This window comes from Labrenzia sp. PHM005 (genome assembly GCF_006517275.1).
Taxonomy (GTDB): Bacteria; Pseudomonadota; Alphaproteobacteria; order Rhizobiales; family Stappiaceae; genus Roseibium.
Genome location: NZ_CP041191.1, coordinates 1,772,117 through 1,791,648 on the forward strand (window position 1 = coordinate 1,772,117; position 19,532 = coordinate 1,791,648).

The 19,532-nt window shown below is 54.6% G+C and carries 13 protein-coding genes and 1 pseudogene; 5 read left to right on the forward strand and 9 right to left on the reverse strand.

The features are described from left to right. Positions 1-92: 92 nt before the first annotated feature. Positions 93-2,759, forward strand: a complete 2,667-nt coding sequence (locus tag FJ695_RS08090; protein WP_141184957.1) for an AsmA-like C-terminal region-containing protein — start codon at positions 93-95, stop codon at positions 2,757-2,759. Between the two features lie 14 nt (positions 2,760-2,773). Here the strand turns inward: FJ695_RS08090 and FJ695_RS08095 are convergent, their stop codons facing one another. The 3 genes from FJ695_RS08095 to FJ695_RS08105 all read right to left on the reverse strand — a co-directional run bounded on the left by FJ695_RS08095 (position 2,774) and on the right by FJ695_RS08105 (position 5,026). After that, a complete protein-coding gene (locus tag FJ695_RS08095) occupies positions 2,774-3,592 on the reverse strand; it encodes a sugar phosphate isomerase/epimerase (RefSeq protein WP_141184958.1) in 819 nt (272 codons plus the stop codon). 76 nt (positions 3,593-3,668) lie between these two features. Further along, positions 3,669-4,616, reverse strand: a complete 948-nt coding sequence (locus FJ695_RS08100; protein WP_141184959.1) for a glyoxylate/hydroxypyruvate reductase A — start codon at positions 4,614-4,616, stop codon at positions 3,669-3,671. Next, a complete protein-coding gene (locus tag FJ695_RS08105) occupies positions 4,613-5,026 on the reverse strand; it encodes a VOC family protein (protein WP_141184960.1) in 414 nt (137 codons plus the stop codon). The genes FJ695_RS08100 and FJ695_RS08105 overlap by 4 nt, the downstream gene beginning before the upstream one ends. A gap of 90 nt (positions 5,027-5,116) precedes the next feature. Between FJ695_RS08105 and FJ695_RS08110 the strand changes: the two genes are divergently transcribed. The 4 genes from FJ695_RS08110 to FJ695_RS08125 all read left to right on the forward strand — a co-directional run bounded on the left by FJ695_RS08110 (position 5,117) and on the right by FJ695_RS08125 (position 9,454). Continuing rightward, positions 5,117-5,971 carry a LysR family transcriptional regulator gene (locus tag FJ695_RS08110; protein ID WP_141184961.1) on the forward strand — a complete coding sequence of 285 codons (855 nt, stop codon included), beginning with the start codon at positions 5,117-5,119 and terminating at the stop codon, positions 5,969-5,971. A 504-nt stretch (positions 5,972-6,475) separates the two neighbouring features. Beyond that, entirely contained in the window at positions 6,476-7,468 is a 993-nt protein-coding gene (locus tag FJ695_RS08115) for an ABC transporter substrate-binding protein (RefSeq protein WP_141184962.1), read from the forward strand. A 74-nt stretch (positions 7,469-7,542) separates the two neighbouring features. After that, entirely contained in the window at positions 7,543-8,430 is an 888-nt protein-coding gene (locus FJ695_RS08120; RefSeq protein ID WP_141188636.1) for a proline/glycine betaine ABC transporter permease, read from the forward strand. After that, positions 8,423-9,454 carry a glycine betaine/L-proline ABC transporter ATP-binding protein gene (locus FJ695_RS08125; protein ID WP_141184963.1) on the forward strand — a complete coding sequence of 344 codons (1,032 nt, stop codon included), beginning with the start codon at positions 8,423-8,425 and terminating at the stop codon, positions 9,452-9,454. Before FJ695_RS08120 ends, FJ695_RS08125 begins: the two co-directional genes overlap by 8 nt. A gap of 179 nt (positions 9,455-9,633) precedes the next feature. Here FJ695_RS08125 and FJ695_RS08130 read toward each other — a convergent pair whose 3' ends face one another. The 6 genes and pseudogenes from FJ695_RS08130 to FJ695_RS08155 form a co-directional block, all read right to left on the reverse strand. Further along, on the reverse strand, positions 9,634-10,242 hold the full coding sequence (locus FJ695_RS08130; protein ID WP_141184964.1) for an N-acetyltransferase: 609 nt from the start codon (positions 10,240-10,242) through the stop codon (positions 9,634-9,636). Positions 10,243-10,445: 203 nt separating this feature from the next. Then, on the reverse strand, positions 10,446-12,080 hold the full coding sequence (locus FJ695_RS08135; protein ID WP_209010971.1) for a bifunctional diguanylate cyclase/phosphodiesterase: 1,635 nt from the start codon (positions 12,078-12,080) through the stop codon (positions 10,446-10,448). Positions 12,081-12,090: 10 nt separating this feature from the next. Beyond that, a complete protein-coding gene (locus tag FJ695_RS08140) occupies positions 12,091-13,869 on the reverse strand; it encodes an ATP-binding protein (protein WP_168206294.1) in 1,779 nt (592 codons plus the stop codon). A 246-nt stretch (positions 13,870-14,115) separates the two neighbouring features. Next, positions 14,116-15,357: pseudogene (locus FJ695_RS08145) on the reverse strand (HlyD family type I secretion periplasmic adaptor subunit); the annotation flags it as partial. 154 nt (positions 15,358-15,511) lie between these two features. Further along, positions 15,512-17,698 (reverse strand): peptidase domain-containing ABC transporter, encoded by a 2,187-nt coding sequence (locus tag FJ695_RS08150; RefSeq protein ID WP_141184967.1) that lies wholly within the window; start codon positions 17,696-17,698, stop codon positions 15,512-15,514. 1 nt (position 17,699) lies between these two features. Next, a complete protein-coding gene (locus FJ695_RS08155; RefSeq protein WP_141184968.1) occupies positions 17,700-19,472 on the reverse strand; it encodes a peptidase domain-containing ABC transporter in 1,773 nt (590 codons plus the stop codon). Positions 19,473-19,532: the final 60 nt, after the last annotated feature.

Sequence of the window (19,532 nt, forward strand, 5' to 3'; positions counted from 1 at the left end):
AAATCTGCTTATTGAAAGCAGACTTCAGATGATCTGTAATTGGCCCAAGAATCCGGTAGAGCCAAAACGGCTCTGGCAATTCGACAGGGCTAATGATGGCAGCGGAACATCGCGCAAAACGCAGAACCTTTCTGAAAGTCGTCCGCCGGGTCCTGATTGGTCTGGGCGGATTGATCGTGATTGCGGGCGCTGTGTTCGCTGCGGTTTTGACGTTGGATACGTTTTTGCCGCTACGCCAGGCGGTTGCCGGACAAATCCTGACCTCGCAGCTTGATCGCAATACCCAAGTGAAAGGCGCTGTTGCATTCGATCTCGGACGGGTTGTGACCGTGCGCATCGAAGATGCCGTTGTTGAACGGCTGAGCACAAACGACGGATCGCCAGGCCGGTTTTTCGAGTTTGTGCGCTTCGATTCCCCCTACCAGCTCTTTCTGGGGGATGTGTCTCAGATCTTCAATTTCGAGATGGCCGGTGCAGATATCGAGATTGCTGAGACCGCCGATAGACCGGGCGGGAAGGGATCGGAGTATTTCCAGCTTCCCTCCGATATCATCAACATGCCGGTGTTCGATACGTTGAAATTGTCCGACGTCACCTTTCATTATGTCGGTGCGACCGTTGGCTGGGATGAAACCCTTCATATTCAAACTCTGCAGATCGCACCTGCGGCCACTGCCGGAGAGCTCGCGATTATTTTTGATGCCGTGCTCAATGGAACTCCGCTGAAAATCTCCGGAGAGATCGCCCGGCCGCCAGATGGCGGGCCTTTAAAGGCAGGGCGCTTTGACCTCAATCTTCAGTTTCCTGGGCTGAGCACCAAAGTGTCCGGGACAATCGATACGTCAACAGAGGTTGCCGGTGTTGAGGGACGTGTCGAATGGGTCTCACCATCTTTGTCCGAAGCATTGGCCTCAGCAGGGATTACCAGTGAACTTGACGGTACCATCAATGCATCTTGGCAATTTTCGGGAACGCTCGATGCGCTAACGATCTCGCACATCGATATTGCTTTTGCCGGTCAGCATGAAGATCGTGTCCGGGTGTCCGGAGCGATTGAAAATGCGAGCATCGATCCAGTGCTTGATCTGGCGTTTGATGCATCGCTTGTTCCCATGGCGCATCCTGACAATGAATTGGCAATTGATGTCTTGGGTCTTTCTGGTGAGGTCCGCGGTCCGCTCAACGGCCTGGCGGTTGACAACGCCCAGCTGAAAACCAGCGCGGCTATTTTGGACATCGAAACGATTGGCCCAATCACCGTGGGCCGGATTGCAAAACAGGACGATGGCCGCATTAGCTTGGAAGAGCTGGTCATCAAAGATGGACCGCTGGAAAAACCCCATCTTGTCCTTTCCGGGCAAGTTGCCGACGTCATTGGGCTCACCGGTATCACCCTTTCCGGGAATTTCCAGTTTCCTGTGGCGCTGCTGTTGGAACCCAACGTGTCGCCCAAGCCGGATCTTGGCACCCTTGAAGGGGTCATCGAAATTAGCGATACGGCGAGCTGGCTTGGGCTTGAAACGCTCCAGGGGGCTGTGGTGGGGACGGATCTGCTCGATCTCAGCTTTGCGCTGACCGTGCCTGAACTTCGCCATGTCGATAAGTTGGCGTTTTCAACCGAGCTCAAAATTCCCGATCCTGCAGAATTGCTGAGATCAGGATTGATTGAGCCCGATCGGGAGTTACCGGCCATATCGTTCACAGGGGAAAGTTCATTGGATGCCGGACAGTTGGGTTTGGTCGGCGCTCTTGCATCCGGGTCCAGCCAGATTGAAGCGGACTTGTCCATGGGTTTTCAATCACAAGAAAACGTGTGGCTTTTGCAGGGCGGCATTTCCTCAGATGCCATAGATCTCTCCGAGATTTCCGGATTGGCTGATTTCGTTGAACTCGGGCTGGCGGGGCCCAAGGATGCGGTTTCGCTGACAGATGGGATTGCATCCAACGTCAAGGTTGATGTCGGTGTTGCGGCCAAAAGCCTTGTGTCCGGCAAGAAGAAAGCGGGGAACATTTCCGCGAATGTCCATTTTGAAAATGACATCCTGAAAGTTGCCGATCTCTCTATGGCGTATATTGGCGGCTTGGTGAAAGGCGATTTTGGCGTTGACTTTACCCAAGAAGCTGCACGCGGTTTTGCCAAAGGCCGGATGGAAAAATTTCCGCTGCGCAGCTTGATGACAGAGCTCGGTCTGGCCGCGCCGATTACCAGCACGGTCTACGCCAGTTTTGATCTATCTGGCGCGATGGGGTCTGAACGGGATCTCTTACGCACGCTGACTGGAAAACTGACAACGTCGCTCTGGGGCGGACACCTTCCCGACCGGATCGTGGAGTTGAGCGGATTGAGCGCTTTCACCTGGCTAGTGTCTGGATCGGGCGACAAGCGCGCAAAGCTGGTGTGCGCGGTGTTGCCTTTGCGTTTTAAGTCCGGCAGAGCGTCAGGAAATGCGTTGGTGGTGGAGACCGCAAATGTTCAGATCGTCGGTGGAGGATCTATTGATTTCCGCAACGGCGCACTGAACCTCGCCTTTCTGCCGCGGGCAAAGAAGAAGCAGCTGGTCCAGATCGTGTCACCCTTTGAAATCAAGGGAACACTCAAATCCCCCGAGTTGATCGTTAAAGAGGCAGGTGCCGGCCGGGCTGTTGGGGAAGTGTTGTCGTTGCCGCTCAATTTTCTGGGTCATATGTTCCGGGGATCGGGCGCCATCGACGAAAAGGCCCGTCCCTGTGTCATTCCGAAAAACTCCAAGCCGAAATAGGCGGCGCCGAGTGTCTACTGGGCCAGTCCCATGGCTTCCAGGTTGGCGATGGACGCAGGCAGACCGGACACATCGCGCAATTCGACGATCAGTCGCGGGTCACTGTTCAATCTGCCCAATTCCTTAAAGACCGAATGCCAGTTGATTGTGCCTTCGCCCAAGGTCCAGTGACGGTCTGCGTAACCGTCCGCGTCCTGCAAATGAATGTGGCGCAGGCGGTTGCCGGCAGCTTTGATGAAATAGTCGACCGGCGGAGCTCCGGTTGATCCATGAGCGTAATGCGCGTGCCCGGTGTCGATGGAAATTTTCACCGCATCCGAGCCGAAACTCTCGGCAAGCTCGATCCGCGCATAGGGATCCTTGTCTTCAATGTTCTCCAGGACCAGTTCACAACCGATGTCTTCGGCCCGTTTGACAGCTTCGTGCAGGGTCAAATGGCAGGCCTCGATCTTGCGTTCCCGGCCCTTGTCGTTGTTGTCGAGATTGTTGAAGTCCCAGGTGCTGTAGGGGCTGTGAACCACCATATGCGTTCCGCCAATCGCCTCACACACGGAAAGGCCTTGCAACAGGCGCTTTTTGACGATCTCGCGGATTTCCGGATCCATGGCGTCAATGGTGAAGCCCCAAAAGGGGCCATGTATTCCAAGGCGGCCTTTGTGGCCGTCCAGCAGTTTTTTGGCGTGTTCGGCGAGCGGCTGCCAATCGCCGTTCAGGACTTCGCCTTTCACGAAATCCTGCAGTTCCAGGTCCCTTTGCTTTTCCAGCATGAGGTCTTTGTGAACCTCATAGGAAGAAAGCGGCATGGCGGCACCGAGAATAGGAAGGCTGGACATGGAAACCCTTGAAACTTGATGAAATCAAACAGCCTCTTAGGCGGTCTTCGGTGACACTATTACGACGTTATCAGCTTCAATACCCTTGTTTGCGGTCGACAGCGTCCGGAATCTCGCCGGTTCGCAAATACTGGCCAATGTTCTGAGCCACAATCTTGGAAGCTGTGCTGGTGATCGTGGGGGCTGAGATATGGGGAAGCACGGTCACCTGCGGGTGATCCCAAAAGGGATGTGTTTCTGGCAAAGGTTCCTCGTCAAAGACATCCAGGACCGCGTGGTTGAGCTGTCCGCTGTTGAGGGCGCCTAAAAGTGCATCCGTTTTGATGATGGGGCCGCGGGCAAAATTGATCAAACTGGCACCGGATTTGAAGTTTGCAAAAGCTGTCTCATTGAACAACCCGCGCGTGTCATCCGTCAGGGGCATCAAAAGCACGGCAATATCTGATTGCGACAACACGTCTTGGAGGCCATCGTGGCCGGAGTATGTTTTAAGCCCGTCAATCACTTTGGGGGTGCGGCTCCAGCCGATGACGTTAAACCCGTTGGCCTTCAGCCGCAGCGCCGATGCTTGGCCCAGTTTCCCAATGCCAAGGACGCTCACCGTAACCTCTTGCGGTGTTTTTAAAGGGTGATCGAGCCAGAGTTTGGCGCGCTGTTGGGCCATATAGGTCGGCATGCTGCGGTGAAGATACAGCGTCCAGGCCAGGACCGCTTCAGACATGGTTTCTGCCATTTGCGGATCGGTCAGCCTGACTATCAGCGGGCCATCTTCTGGCAGTTCTTTTACAAGCCGTTCAACCCCGGCCCAGAGGCTTTGCACCCAAACGAGATTTTTCAAGGCCGCGACCTTCTCGGGATCGGGATTGGCGACGATCGCGATTTTGGCGGCATTTCGCTCCTCGTCTGAAAGCTCGTCGAAGGCCTTGACCTCGGCAATCCCGTCCAGCGCTTCTGGAAGAGCATCCCGCCAGCTCTTGCGCTCCATGCCGCTGACTTCGGAAACGAAGGGAATAACCGTCTTCATGCCGCAAACACTCCAGCTTGGCTTGCAAATCCCTTGATTTCGATCGGGTTCCCTGACGGGTCCAGAAAAAACATGGTGCTTTGTTCCCCAGGTTCGCCCTCAAAACGGATGGTGGGCGGAATGACGAATTCCAATCCCGCTTCGGTGAGTTTACCGGCAAGGGCCTTCCAAGCGGTCATGTCGAGGACTGCGCCCAAATGCGGCATGGGAACCATATGAGCGCCAACTTTGCCGGTGGTTGTTGTTTCAAATGGTTTGCCAAGATGCAGAGATAGCTGGTGGCCGAAGAAATTGAAGTCGACCCAAGTCTCCGTGCTGCGGCCTTCCTGGCATCCCAGGATGCCGCCGTAAAACGCACGTGCGTTGTCCAGATCGGTCACATGAAAGGCGAGATGAAAACAAGGTTGCATAAGCTGTCTCCGAATTTGTCCGGATTTTCATAGCAGAGATCTTGCAAAACAATTACTATCTTTTTGTTCTTCTTAGGATAGGAAAAAGTTTTGGATACACGGTTTCTCGAAAGCCTGCTTGCTGTCGTCACGACCGGATCGATTGCTGCGGCTGCCCGCCAGCAGGGATTAACTGCAGCCGCCGTCAGCCAGCGGATACGTGTATTGGAAACGGATTTGGGATGCCGGCTTTTGACCCGCTCTGCCCAGTCGGCCAAGCCGACGCAGGAATGCCGGAACATGCTGCCAGCAGCGCAAGCTCTGGTCCGCGACGCGCAGCGGCTGTCTGGCCACGTCACTTCGGACGGTCTGAGAGGGGCTTATCGGCTTGGAGCAATTTCAACGGCGTTGCTCGATTTTGTGCCGAAGGTGGTCCTCTACTTCCGTGAGGCGGCGCCGGAAGTTCGGCTAACCGTGCGCCCGGGAAGTTCGCAGGCGCTTTATGAGAGCCTGGCCGCAGATGAGCTCGATGCTGTGATCGGCGTTGAGCCGCCTTTTTCTGTGCCCAAAGAAATCCGCAAGAAGGCTATGGCTGAAGAACCTTTCATGCATATTACGCCGCGCGAATTGCCGATAGCACCGCAGCAAGAAGAACTGCCCTGGATACTTTATGACCGGTCAACCTGGGGCGGGCGGTTGATCGCAAGCTATCTCGAAACACAAATTGGTGAGACTCCGGTCTTGTGCGAACTGGATTCTCTGGAGACGATTGCGGCCATGGTTGAGGCCGGATTGGGACAAGCCGCGGTTCCAAAATGGGCTGGTATGATGACTCAGTATTCCGGTTTGACCATCGTAGGCCTGCAAACTGATCAATGGTTCCAACGGCCTATCGTGTTGCTGCAAAAATCCTCGTCGGGTGTCCCTTCAATCGATGCCCTGTTGCAGAAGACACTTTTGCGATGACGTTTTTAGGAGAATGATCGTTATCATAATTCTCCTTTTGATTGCCTTTTTAAGGAAAATTAACCTTTTGAGTGTGGTTGCGGCGCCTGTTTAAAGTTACATTCTTAGTAAAAATGGCGTTTCTTGGCAGGAAAATGTCGCTGGATGGCTAGTTCACGAAATAACACGCATGATGGCCAAAAGAAGTGCAGGTCGGCTGTTGTACTGAAGGGCGCATAATGCAATTGTATTGATCGCATGCCCAAGAGCTTGGTTGAAATAGCTATTTCGACCTTGTGCGGCCCGTCGGGTTTTGCGGTGAAGATTAGGGAGCTGGGTCGAAGTTTATGATGCTGGAAAAGGCAGTAGAAAAGATCAAAGATCTTCACGCCTTTCTGTGTGATTTGATCCACAGCGCTATTTTACATGTTCAATTGATGCGCCGGGAGGTGAATACTTATTGTTTAGTATTCATGCGCTGCGCCAATGAAGAGCTCAACAAACAGACTGCATAGGAGTACCCTCATGAAAAAGTTGTTTGTCTCGGTCGCTGCGACCGCGTTAATCGGTATGGCATCTTCCGCCATGGCGGAAGACTGCGGTACGGTGACCGTCGCGGAAATGAACTGGGCGTCCGCTGGCGCGATCGCGCAGATAGATAAGATCATTCTTGAAAATGGCTATGGCTGTAACGTAGAGCTGGTGACCGGTGACACCATGCCAACCTTTACGTCGATGAATGAAAAGGGTGAGCCGGACATGGCGCCGGAGCTCTGGATTAATGCTGTTCGTGAGCCGCTCGACAAAGCTGTTGCTGCAGGGTCTCTGATCATTGGCGGTGAAATCCTCAACGAAGGCGGTGTAGAAGGTTGGTGGGTCCCGACCGCTATCGCTGAAGAACATGACATTTATACAGTTGAAGCTGCTCTCGCGCGGCCAGACCTGTTCCCAGGTGCTGAAGATGACAGCAAGGGCGGCTTCTTCACCTGCCCGACTGGCTGGAATTGCCGCATCACGACCGGCAACCTGTTCCGCGCTTATGGCGGTGAAGAAGCTGGCTTTGAATTGGTCGATCCGGGCTCTGCTGCCGGTCTCGACGGCTCCATGGCGCGTGCAAACGAACGTGGCGAAGGTTGGCTCGGCTATTATTGGGCCCCGACTGCGATGCTTGGAAAGTACGACATGACGCTGCTGGATTTTGAAGTTCCGCACGACAAAGCAGAGTGGGACAAATGCACTGTGGTCGAAGACTGCCCGGACCCGAAGAAGAACTCTTGGGTTGCGTCTGAGGTGTTCACGGTTGTCACGGACGACTTTGCCAAAAAAGCAGGCCCGACGATGGATTATGTCAAGGGTCGGACTTGGGACAACCGGACAGCCGGTAAAGTGTTGGCCTGGATGACAGACAACCAGGCAACCAACGAAGACGGTGCGTACTACTTCCTGGAAAACTTTGAAGACGTTTGGACCAAGTGGGTGAGCCCGGAAGTCGCAGAAAAGGTAAAAGCTTCTCTGTAATCCGTTGAAGCAAAAAAGAGCCCGCGCAAATGTGCGGGCTCTTCAATGAGGGGCATAATAACGGGACGAGAATGATGGAGTGGCTACAAGAATTTCCCTCGCTAAGCAGGGGCAGTTTACGCGCATTGCGCCAATCGGTTGATGGGTCCTTTAAAGATTTTACGCGCGCATACGGCGATGCAATTGAAAGTGCTTTCGATCCGATCAAAGATTTCCTGATCTTTCTGGAACATTTGCTGATCAATTCACCCTGGCCAATCATCTTAGCTGTACTCGTTGGTATCGTTTACCTCATGAGCCGCAACGTTAAGATCACTCTCGGTTCTCTCGCTGCCTTGTGCCTGATCGGCTTCCTCGGAATGTGGGAAGATACCATGCGCACCATTGCCATGGTCACGGTCTGTACCTTGATGGCAATTGTGCTCGGGATTCCTCTTGGAATCTTGATGGCCCGGTCGGATCGTGTGCAGAGCATGATCAACCCGGTTCTCGACCTGATGCAAACGATGCCAAGCTTCGTTTACCTCATCCCGGTCGTTATGATTTTCGGACTTGGGAAAGTCCCGGGAATGATCGCTGTGGTGATTTATGCGATCCCGCCGATGATCCGTTTGACCAACCTTGGCATTCGCCTTGTTGATAAAGATGTTCTGGAAGCCGCCGATGCATTTGGGTCAAGCTCCTGGCAGAAATTGAGCAATGTTCAATTGCCTTTGGCTTTGCCGACGATCATGGCTGGTGTCAACCAGTGTATCATGATGTCGCTTGCAATGGTTGTTGTTGCAGCGCTGATTGGCGTGAAGGGTCTGGGTCAGCCGGTGCTGAATGCCATTGCAAACCAGTATCTGACAATGGGTGTCATGAACGGCCTGGCTATTGTTGCCATCGCCATCATCTTTGACCGGGCGACGCAAGCCTATGGCAAACGCCTTCAGAAACATTCGGAGGTGATCCATGGCTGAGGCAACCGGCATTGAAATCAAGAATCTTTACAAGATCTTCGGCCCGAACGGCAAAGACATGGTGCAGCTCGTCAAGGACGGCATGTCCAAGACCGAGCTGAATGAAAAGCACAATCATGTTCTGGGGCTCAACAACATCAACATCTCCATGCCGGGTGGCAAGATCGAGGTGGTGATGGGCCTGTCCGGATCTGGGAAATCCACCTTGATCCGGCACATCAACCGGCTGATTGACCCGACAGACGGCGAAGTGCTCTACGGCAATGAAGACGTCTGCAAGATGTCTCAGGGCGAACTGAGGGAATTTCGCCGCCACAAAACGGCGATGGTGTTCCAGAAGTTTGCGCTTTTGCCGCACCGGACAGTGATGAAAAACACCGTCTACGGCCTGGAAATCCAGGGCGTACCGATGAAGGAAGCTGAAGAGCGGGCGTCCCGCTGGATTGCACGGGTGGGCCTTGAGGGCTTTGAGGATCACTATCCGAACCAGCTCTCCGGCGGTATGCAGCAGCGTGTCGGTCTGGCGCGGGCATTGACCAATGACGCCGACATCCTGCTGATGGATGAAGCGTTCTCGGCGCTTGATCCGCTGATCCGCATGGACATGCAGACCGTTCTGCTCGACCTGCAGGAAGAGCTGCACAAAACCATTGTCTTCATCACCCACGATCTGGATGAGGCGCTGCGCCTTGGCGACAAGATCGCCATCCTGCGCGATGGCGCAGTCATTCAGCAGGGGTCTGGTCAGGACATCGTCTTGAACCCGGCGGACGCCTACATCGCGGACTTCGTCAAGGAAGTGAACCGCGGCCGGGTGATCCTGGTCGATACCGTCATGGACAAGAGCAAAACGCTCGAAGGCGGTCTCACCGTCGAGAGCGGCATCATGCTGGAAGAGGCGGCCAAAAAATTCGCTGAAACCGGCCAGGGTGAATGCTGCGTGATCAATGGCGACGGCAAGCCGATCGGTGTCTTGAATGTCCAGGACACCATTAGCGCCATGGTGACTCCAGCCACGCACTAAGGCCGGGCATAAAACCAATAAAAACCTCCGGAAGCGGGATGCTTTCGGAGGTTTTTGTTTGGAAGGTGCTTGTTGAGATCGGAAAATCGTTATTGGAGCGCAACTTTCGGGCGGCAACCGGACGTTCTTTGTTTCGCAAACCAAGGTCCCCCATGCGCGTCCAGACCGATTTCGAAGCCTCACAACGGTCTCGCCATACGAACGGACAGTGACGGCATGAACCATGAGTTCGGCCACTCAGACTCGACGTTCCATCCGCGATGCTCGTAGAACCGGCGCGCCACCTCATTCCTAACGGACACATCGAGCGATAGTCGGGTCGACCCACTGGCGCGAGCCTGATCTTCGAAGGCATCCAGCAATACGGACCCGATTCCTGCTGCACGTCTTTCCCTGTCAACGGCCACGAAATGGAGATAGAAATCGCCTTCCTCGATGGAATCGTTTAGCCGCATGAGTGGTGCCAACAACACTTCCACGATCCTCATTCGTAGCCTCAGCCTACCGGCAGCCTTCCTCTGAGGTTCGCGGGAAGAACGACGATGCTGCGCTTCGGTGTAGGCCAAAATCATTCCCACGATGGTGTTGTCGCACTCTGCAAAAGTTACGTTTTGGTAGGAGCTATCGTGATCGGGTTGCAGGAATGCGTTGGCAATAATTTCTTCATAGCGGCGTCCGAACATCACCTGCATGAAGCCCTCCGACGCTTCGTTTGCATAATGCGCACAGGCAAGGCCGTCATCAAAAGTCGGATTTGCAGCTCTCAGGGTCACTGACGGTTGATTCATAGGATCCTCAAGGATGAGCTTGATACCTTGTAATACGAACTGCAGCTATGGGCCGGTAAAAGACAATACAAATAATAAGTTTTAGAATAAAAAGCCCTGGCCAACCGGCCAGGGCTTTCTAGGTTTTACACTGATCTCAGATCACCATTCGGAGAATGCCGTCCGCATATCCGGGCGTGCCGGCTGATATCGGTTCACCTTTGTTACTGTGACCGAGTCCCGGACACCCGCGTCGGGATTACGCGTGCAGGCGTCGGGGGAGCGCGCAGGTCGCCGGAAAGAAGCGTCTGTTTCGAGAACTGATCCAGAAGCATTGGCTTGGCAAAATAGTACCCCTGAGCCAGCTGGATTCCGGTCGCACCTTTAAGATAATTCAGTTCATCGAGTGTCTCGACGCCCTCGACAATGATCGACATGTCCAGGGCGTGGGCCATCGATTCAATGGCTTTCAAAACGCTCTGGCTGCGCGGTTTTTTATGAATGTCTGTGATGAACGAGCGGTCGACCTTAATCTCATCTGCCGTAATCTCGGAAAGCGCAGAGAGCGAAGAATATCCTGTTCCGAAGTCATCGATCGAAACGCGCGCTCCGGTCTCCCGGATCATTGGCAGCACTTCGGTCTGGAAGCGGCTTTTGAGCAAAAACGCCTCCTCGGTCACCTCGACCATAAAGCGGTCCGCAATCCCCGTTTCAGAAATATTCTCAAGAAATGGCGCCATGAACCGGGGATCTTCCACCTGACTGGCCGCGACATTGATCGAAATGCTTGTGTTGGCGCCAAAAGCTGCCTCGATTGTGCCTCTTGAGGCCACAATCTCAGCTAAAACGAGATGCGTAATCTCGTCCATGAGCCCCAATTCAATGGCCATGTTAATGAAATTTCCGGGCGGGCGAATATCGCCATTCTCGTCGCGCCAGCGAAGCAAAGCCTCGACGCCAACCACTTCGCCGGAACCGAAATCGACCTTCGGCTGGTATGCGCAGCACAGGCGCTGATCGTGCACAGCGAGCCGCAGCCTTTGCTCCAGTTTCATGCGCTCGTTGGAGGCGTCATCAAAGGCCGGGTCGAAAAAACGGACACTGCCTTTTGTTTCGTCTTTGATCCGGTAAATGGCCCGGTCCGCATTGGAATAAAGTTGTTCGAATGTCTCGCCATGATCGGGGTAGACACTGACGCCTATCGAAGCCGACGTTAGGACCTCAAGACCGTCAATGAAAAACGGTTTCTTCAGCAGTGACATGTACTTCTGATAATCAGAAGCAACGGCGCCGGCCTCTGTCGCCGGAGAGCGCAACAGAACAAACTCGTCCCTGGCCACGCGCGCAAGCATGTCGGAGGTCCCAAGTTCGGCGGATAACCGGTCAACGATCTTCACCAAGAGTGCGTTGGCTGCTGAGAGGCCATAATGGTCGTTGACTTGTTTGAAGCCATCCAGATCGATGATGGCAAGCTCGAAGGCCGCATCGTCCATTTCCGCCAGCGACATCACGGTTCTCTCAACCATATTGCGGTTTGGCAGCCCGGTCAGGTCGTCGTAAAACGCCCGCTGGAAGAGCTCGTCTTCCAACTGACGCTGTTCCGTGATGTCAGTTGATAGGCGCACATGGCAGACTTCCGGCCCCATAGGGACATTGATCTGCGCAACTTGAAACACGCGGCCATCGGTTTCGATGATGTCCTGATCGGCGGGAAAACCAGCGTGGGCTGCTCCGATCGGATTGGCATAATCCACAAGGCCAGACTTGGAGACCGCGGCAATACCGACCGGCAGCTCATCGATCACCCTAACGAGTGGGTCCCAAGCGGACCCTTTGTTCTCCCGTTTTTGGTCGGTCATTTGATTGCCGCTAACGCTTGAGGACCTGGCGCCGAGCATCACTCAGCATGGCTGAAATGTCTTTTCCGGCTGGTGCGCGTTCGGGCGCTGAGGTCCGCGCACTAGGTGCTCCCTCGGCAGGGCCTTTACCCGCTTTTGTCGCACCACGCCAGCGATCAACGACAGACTTGATAAAGTTACGATCCAGCAGTGCGCCGGCTTCGCCTGCAAGCGAGGACGAAGCGGAAACGCTCCGTGGCAGCAGTTTTTGGTCAAGCCGGGAAAAGGTCAGCCGGGCGGGGATCGGCATGCCCTCGCCAAATCCGACGACTTCACCCGTGCCAAGTGACGGGATGAAATCAAGGAGGTTTACTGCAGCGTCCGCGACCGCTGAGCGAAGCAGCTCCTGATCGTGTTCGTTGGCCATGCGCATCGCGAACATGGTGCTGCATTGAGAAATGATCGTCGGATCGAGTTCCGCTGGTCGCTGTGTTACGAGCCCCAGGAAAACACCGTGTTTGCGCCCTTCCTTGGCGATCCGGGCGAGCGCGCGCCGTGTTGGACCAAATCCGACCGCTGGATTGGCCGAAGCATAGCGGTGGGCCTCTTCACAGACAAATAGCAACGGCATCGCGCCATCACTCCAAAGCCCGAAATCAAAGGCAAGGCGGCACAGGACGCATACGACCGCATCCACAACTTCCACCGGAAGGCCGGCCAATTGCATGATCGAGATCGGCCGCCCATCCGGCTCAAGCCGGAACAGGTGGCTGAGAAGGTCAACCATAGTGTCGCCGCCAACACTGGCGTTCTCGAACATGAACGCGTAGCGGGGGTCGTTGGTAATCGTCTCCAGGCGCATCAACAGCCGATGGTAGCTCATCCTTGAGGACCGGTTCTCAAGTTTGCCCATCCGGTTATCGATGAGAGAAATCAAATCCTGCAGCAGGTAGGGAACAGGCGTATCGACCGTAAAACCTGACTGTTTGGGGTCAACCTTTTTAATGGAAACGCCAGTAGAGGCCGATTTATATCCGCGATAGGTCGCCTTCGCGATCGGAATGAGCTCCGACAGGATTTCGACTTCTTCAGCCACTGCAGGCCGGCCGCCGTAGATCACGTCGGTTAATTCTTCAAAGTTAAAGATCCAGAACGGAAGCTTGAAACTTTGTGGATCGATAACATTGGCTTTTTCGCCAAAACAGCTGCCATACTCATTGTGCCCGTCTAGCAAAAACAGCCGTACATCGGGGCGGACTCTCAAAATTTCGGAGAGGATAACAGCAACACCGCTGGATTTTCCGACACCTGTTGATCCCAAGATGGCGAAGTGCTTCGAGATCAGATTGTCAACATCGACATGTGCGTCAATCCGGCTGTCATGGTTCATCTGCCCAATCTTGATCGTGCGAGCATCGGCCGGGCTGTAAATCAGCCGTAACTGTTTGCTTGTGATCAAGTGGCAAGGGTCCCCTATCGAAGGATAACCTGATACGCCGCGCTTGTAGCGTTGCGTACCCGCAGCGTCGGTGGCGATCTCCCCCATTAGTGCGATTTTCGCAACCGCCTTCAGGTTTGGATTTTGCCCTCCACCGGAATTCCGGGCTGAAACCTCCTTGATCATCCCGATCAATTCGCGCTTACCGGCCTTGATCGCCATGAATTTACCGACAGTTGCCCTTGCTCCATCATTGGGCCAAGGGGCTGGCAATCCAATGAGAGCTTCAGATCCGCGCACGGACAAAACCTGTCCGATTGCCGCACTGGCATCGTGTGAGCCGTCTGTCTTTTGTGCTTCTTGCGCGTTCACCCTGACCTCCTAGGAGATATATGCGACGGGTAGTGTGCGCAAAAACAGTTATTTTCGTGTTACTTTATTGATGGGAACTTTAGCTTGGAGGCAAAGAATTCTCATCTGAAGACCGCTTCTATTTTGGTTGTAGTACTTTTAGCGGTGGGAACCAGGCGGTCTCGAACACGACGAGTATTGCGGATAAAACCAAAAAGCCCCGGCCTCAAAATGGCCGGGGCTTTGTTGTTGCTTGGAAGCGTCAGATCACCGCTCGGAGAACACGGTCCGCATCGCCCGTGTAACCGGGTTCAGCAGGTAGTTGAGGATCGATTTGGATCCGGTGACGATCTGGGCATTGACCTGCATGCCGGGACGGATAGGGCTGGTAACATTGCCTTCGCCGATTGTGTTCCCAGGGAAGGCCAGATCGGCTTTGAAATAGTATTCGCCATACTCATCCTGGAAGCTGGATGCGGAGATTGTTCCCACCTCGGCGATGATCGTGCCATAGATGTTCGGATCATAGCTGGTGATGGTGATCTCGGCCTTGTCGCCCACGTTGATGTGGCCGATGTCTTTCGGGTTGACTTTAACTTCGGCAACCATGCTTTCCGACTGCGGTACAATTTCAGCGATCATGTCGCCCGGATTAACCACAGCGCCCCGGCCCGTCTGTCCGAGGGACTTGATGAAGCCATCCACCGGGGCTTTGACGAAGAGGCGCTTCTGCCGGTCTTCCAGCTTGGCGATTTCCTGTTTCAGTTCCGCGCGTTCCTGTGCAATCCGGGCCCGTTCATCAGCCACATCCCGGTTCACTTCAGCGCCCGCCTGACTGAGGCTGGCCTGAGCCTCGGTCAACATCTCACGGGCTTGCGCGAGGTTGCCGAACAATTGCTCCAGGGTGACTTGAGAGCGCTGATACTCGCCCTTGGCTTCAAGGTAACGCCGCCGGGAGGTGTAGCCGTCCTTCAACAGGCCTTCCTGGATTTCGAACTTTTCCTTTTCCAAGGCGACTTGAGACTTTTGCAGTTCAATTTGGGCTTCGAGGCTGACAACTTCTGCTCTCTTTTGGCCAACACGGGCGGTGAAGGCTTCCTGCTCGTCGGCAACTGCCTTCCGGTTGGCTGTCAGCGCTGCGCGCTGCTGGGTGCTGAGGCCGTTGACCGTTGGGTCGAGGCGCAGGCCGATCGTGTTCGGATCGCTGTACTCCTGGGCTCTCAGGCGTTCTTCCTCAAGCTCCAAATAGCTCAACCGGCTCTGGATCCTGGCAAGCTCCGCGGTCGTATCTTCTTTTTCCAGGCGCGCCAGTGGATCGCCGGCTTTTACCAGCTGACCTTCCTTGACGAGGATATCATTGACAATGCCGCCTTCAAGATGTTCCACCGCCAGGATCTGACCAGCGGGGGTGATCTCGCCGATGGTGTTGGCTACCTCGCGGATTTGACCGATGGCCGCCCAAACAAGAAGAACCACTGTCGCGATCGTGAGACCGGTCAAGAGCCGGGAATAAAAGGCGGGCGGAACGCCGTCTTCCAATTCAAGCGGCAAGCCCACGCGGCCATAAACAGCTTTGCGAAGCGGATCTGAACTGTCTTTCGTTGCCATTGGTTCTTCCTCGGCGGTTGTCAGAAGGTGCGGCTCTTAAAAGCGCACGCTGCTGTTATTTCGTTTGCTGCTTGAGCACGTCGTCCAAAATTTCACTCGGGGCGCCGGCCATGGCGACCATGCCGTTTTGCATGTAGATGAGCTGGTCGGCCATGCGCATGTGGCTGGGCCGGTAGGTCGTCAGGATAACGGTCGACTTGCCGCGGACCTGCTCGATCTTTTTCATCAGAAGTTTGTCGCCTTCGAAATCCAGGTTTCCGGCCGGATCATCGAGCACATAGATCGATGCCGGGCGGATGAAGGCGCGCGCAAGGAGTATGCGCTGTTTGACGTTGTCGGGCAGAACTTGCAGGAGCTGGCCAGTCAGGCGGGTCTCAACCCCCTGCGGCAGCAAGTCGGCGTAGTTGTGAAGGCCGAAATCCTCAAAGGCCGTCCGCACCTGGTCGTTGTCCGCCTGCGGGTTTGCCATGCGGAAATTCTGGGCGATGGTGCCGTAGAAGAAATCATAATGCTCGGGCGCGTAGCCGATCGCATGGCGCCATTCGCCCGGGTCGAGCTGGCGGATATCCAAGTCATCAACCAAAACCGCGCCCATTTGCGGTTTGTAGAGGCCGAGAACTGCCCGGACCAAGGAGGTCTTGCCGCAGCCACTGGGGCCGGTGATTGCACTGACTGATCCCTGTTCAACCTGCAAAGAGAAGTTCCGCAAAGCTGGTTCCTGCCGGGCCGGATAGCGGAGCACCACATTGGAGAAACGGACTGTCCCTTGGAACTGGCGGTGCAGGCTCGGCAGTTTGCCAGGCTGACGCTCCATATCGATTTTCAGCAGGCCGTTGATCCGCTCAATGGTTTGCTGGGCCTGACCAAGCTGGGAAAAGCTCAAGAATGCCTGGTGCATCGGATTGAGCGCACGCCAGGAGAGGGCCATGACTGCGATGAGCGCGCCCTGGGTCAGGCTTTGAGACATGACCAAGATTGCGCCGAAGCCAAGAACGCCGATGCCGCAAAGGGTCATCATCATCTGGGAGATGACCTGCATGATTTGCGAAAGGTGCTTTGTGATCAGGTTTTTCTGCGCAAAATCGGCGGACAAGGTCCGGTACTTTTCGATCCAGATGTCATCGGCCGACAGATCCCGGATGGCATTCCGTTTCGCCAGAATTTCAACCGTGATGTTTTGAAGGCGTGATTTGGCCTCGCCTGCCCGGTTGATTGCCGTTTTCATGCGCGGAACGATTAAAAGGGCCGCGACGATGTAAAGTGCCAGCAAGCCTGCCGGCAGCAGAGCAAGTGGTCCGCCAATCAGCGCAAGAACCACCACGAACAATGCAGAAAACGGCAGATCGATCAGTGCGTTGGCAAGGTTGCCGTGGAAAATTTCACGAACGCCGTCGAACTGCTTCAACCGGGTGATTTGCGCTCCGATTGGCGCCGAGGCTGTGAGCGGTAGCGGCAAGTGGAGGAAATGCCGGAATGTGGAGTTGGCCACAACGGCATCGAGACGCGCCCCCAAATAGGCCTGGAGATGAGACTTGGTCCCTTTCACAAGCCAATCCGTACACAGGATCACCGCAATCCCGACCATCAGGGTGAGGAGAACCGTTACGGATTTTGCGCCAATCGCCTTGTCATAGACGTTCATCACAAACAGCGGCAGTCCGAGGGCAAGGATATTGGCCAGGAACCCGATCGCCATAATGGAGGCCAATGTGCCGCGGAACCGGTGAAACAGCCGGGAAGACCAGTGTTTGAAGCCGGCGCTTACGCTCGCGTCTTCTTCTTCGATCAGATAAAGCTCTGCGTCTTTGAGATCGGCAAAACTCAAACTGATGTTTTGCTGAGCTTCACCGCTAAAGACGCGCAACCGGCCGTCGTTTGATGGCCCTAGACCAACACAAACATTGTTGCCGACCTTCAAGAGACAAGGAAACTGTTCAGGCGTCAGTTGCTTTAAACCTCTCGTCGAGGCCGTTACCCGATAGTTCAGCCGGGTGAGCACCGCACGGAGTTCAAATATGCTTGCCACCCCTTCCAGGTGGGGCAAAGCTTCAAATAGGTGGCGTTCCATGCCATCCCATCCGAGGGCTTCCAAAACTGGAAGAAGGCAGGCTTCGGCAGCCGAATTGCGCTCAATTGCCACGCTGGAATGCTGACGAACCCGGCTTGCCAGGCTGATTTGCCTGTCGGAAGGATTTGCGCCGTGAATATAACCGGAAGAGTTTTCAAATGCGGCCAGGGACATTTCAGGCTCCTTGGCTGGTTTTTAGAATGCCGGCAGGTTTGCGGGCATGCAGTTTGTATTTCTTGGGAGCTGGGGCAGCAGGCATCGGTTTGAGCTGTCCGCCTTCAAGCAGATATTGTTTGTCGGCAACGGCTCTGAAAGATGGGCGGTGGCTGACGATAATCATGGTCAACTGCCCCTTGAGCCGCTTCAGACCTTCAACAAGTTCCGCTTCGCCGCGATGATCAAGTGCTCCATTGGCGTCGTTGAGGATCAGGATCTTTGGCTCCCGTGCCAAAGCGCGGGCAATCGCGATCCGCTGGATCATGGAATCCGTCAAGTTTTCCTCAATGGCGTTGCCCAACTGCGTGTCATAGCCGAGCGGCAGCAGATGGATATCCTTTTCCAAGCCAATTAGATCGGCGGCCATGCGCGCCGTTTGTGGTGTCGACTGCGATCCGAATAGAGTGAGGTTTTGCAGGATGGTTCCGGAGAACATTTCCGCGTCATTGCCGACATAGGCGATTTGCCGGCGCAGACCGCGGTGATCTTCGCCGTAAAGATCATGGCCATCGATCAATATGGAACCCGATGTTGGCTCAAGCCCGCCAGACATTAAACGCGATAAGGTCGACCGGCCGCTGCCATCGCTGCCTTCAAATGCGAGCGTTTCGCCTGCATTGATTGACAGGTTTACGCCGCGGATTGGAACGACAACATCGCTTCGGGCACTGTAGCCGGCATTTTGCAGACTAAGATTGCCAATAACAGGGACATCCCGGGCTGTTTGTTTGATTTCAATGGGAAGATCAAAAAGGGCCTTGGCTTCACGGTAATCGTGTTTGACCCGCTGCATTTCCGTCCAGTGATTGATACCGCGCAGCAGCGGCTGCACCACCTGACCGGCGAGCAAAGTACAAGCGGCCACGGCACCAATGCTAATAAAACCGCCCATCACCATGAGGGCTCCAGAGGAGACAACACAAACGGTGGTGAGCACTGTGAAGAAACTGCTGGTGTTGCGAGCGCGGTTGTTCAGGTCAATCTGATCGTAGCCAAGGCGCGAAATCTGTGTCTGCAAGCGTTCAAAGCGGCGTAGGATGACCGGTTCCAGCGCCATCGCCTTGATCGTGTTTAAACCCGAAAGAACTTCAAAAACAAAGTCATATTTGCGCTGATCATGCTCTGCGCGTTTTTCAACCAACGCATTGAGCTTTGAGTTGAGGTTTGCAGTGCGGAGCATGAAAATCGCCAGAAGTGCCAGAGGCACAAATCCGATTGGGCCACCGATCAGGAACAAAACGACAAGAAAGATTATGCTCGCCGGCAAGTCGATTCCGAGCAGGCGTGCCGGTCCGCCGTATTGGTCGCACAGTGATTGCAGAGATTTTAGAGAATCCAGGTGTTTGGAAACACTGGCATCAGTCATTGCATCGGATTTGGGTCCAAGCAGACGATGTGCAGCTTCCATATTTGCCTTGTGCGCAAAAGAGGCTGCCGACCAGCCAACCACATATGAGCGAACGATTTTGAGGACTGCATCAATGGCCAGAACGACACCGAGGCCGACGATAAGAACAATAAGAGTGTCGGTCGCCTGATTGGGAAGAATTCGGTCATATACTTGTAGAATTGTGAGCGGCATTGCCAGCCCTAATACATTCACAAGTATGGATGCAAACACTACCGGACGTGGTAGTTTTGGTGTTTTAACCGTGCTTCCATTCTCTGAAGATTGGAACTTTAGTTGAGGTAATGCAGTATTTGCCAATGCATTACTGATAAAATTGACCATACCAGGCGCCTCCTACCTCTATTAAGACGCGCAAGTGTTTCAAAACCGTTTACCAAGAAC

Bases quoted from the DNA above. Each gene is read 5' to 3' on its own strand.
- FJ695_RS08090 (WP_141184957.1), top strand. From the start codon at position 93: ATGATGGCAGCGGAACATCGCGCAAAACGCAGAACCTTTCTGAAAGTC.
- FJ695_RS08095 (WP_141184958.1), bottom strand. From the start codon at position 3,592: ATGTCCAGCCTTCCTATTCTCGGTGCCGCCATGCCGCTTTCTTCCTAT.
- FJ695_RS08100 (WP_141184959.1), bottom strand. From the start codon at position 4,616: ATGAAGACGGTTATTCCCTTCGTTTCCGAAGTCAGCGGCATGGAGCGC.
- FJ695_RS08105 (WP_141184960.1), bottom strand. From the start codon at position 5,026: ATGCAACCTTGTTTTCATCTCGCCTTTCATGTGACCGATCTGGACAAC.
- FJ695_RS08115 (WP_141184962.1), top strand. From the start codon at position 6,476: ATGAAAAAGTTGTTTGTCTCGGTCGCTGCGACCGCGTTAATCGGTATG.
- FJ695_RS08120 (WP_141188636.1), top strand. From the start codon at position 7,543: ATGGAGTGGCTACAAGAATTTCCCTCGCTAAGCAGGGGCAGTTTACGC.
- FJ695_RS08125 (WP_141184963.1), top strand. From the start codon at position 8,423: ATGGCTGAGGCAACCGGCATTGAAATCAAGAATCTTTACAAGATCTTC.
- FJ695_RS08130 (WP_141184964.1), bottom strand. From the start codon at position 10,242: ATGAATCAACCGTCAGTGACCCTGAGAGCTGCAAATCCGACTTTTGAT.
- FJ695_RS08135 (WP_209010971.1), bottom strand. From the start codon at position 12,080: ATGACCGACCAAAAACGGGAGAACAAAGGGTCCGCTTGGGACCCACTC.
- FJ695_RS08150 (WP_141184967.1), bottom strand. From the start codon at position 17,698: ATGTCCCTGGCCGCATTTGAAAACTCTTCCGGTTATATTCACGGCGCA.
- FJ695_RS08155 (WP_141184968.1), bottom strand. From the start codon at position 19,472: ATGGTCAATTTTATCAGTAATGCATTGGCAAATACTGCATTACCTCAA.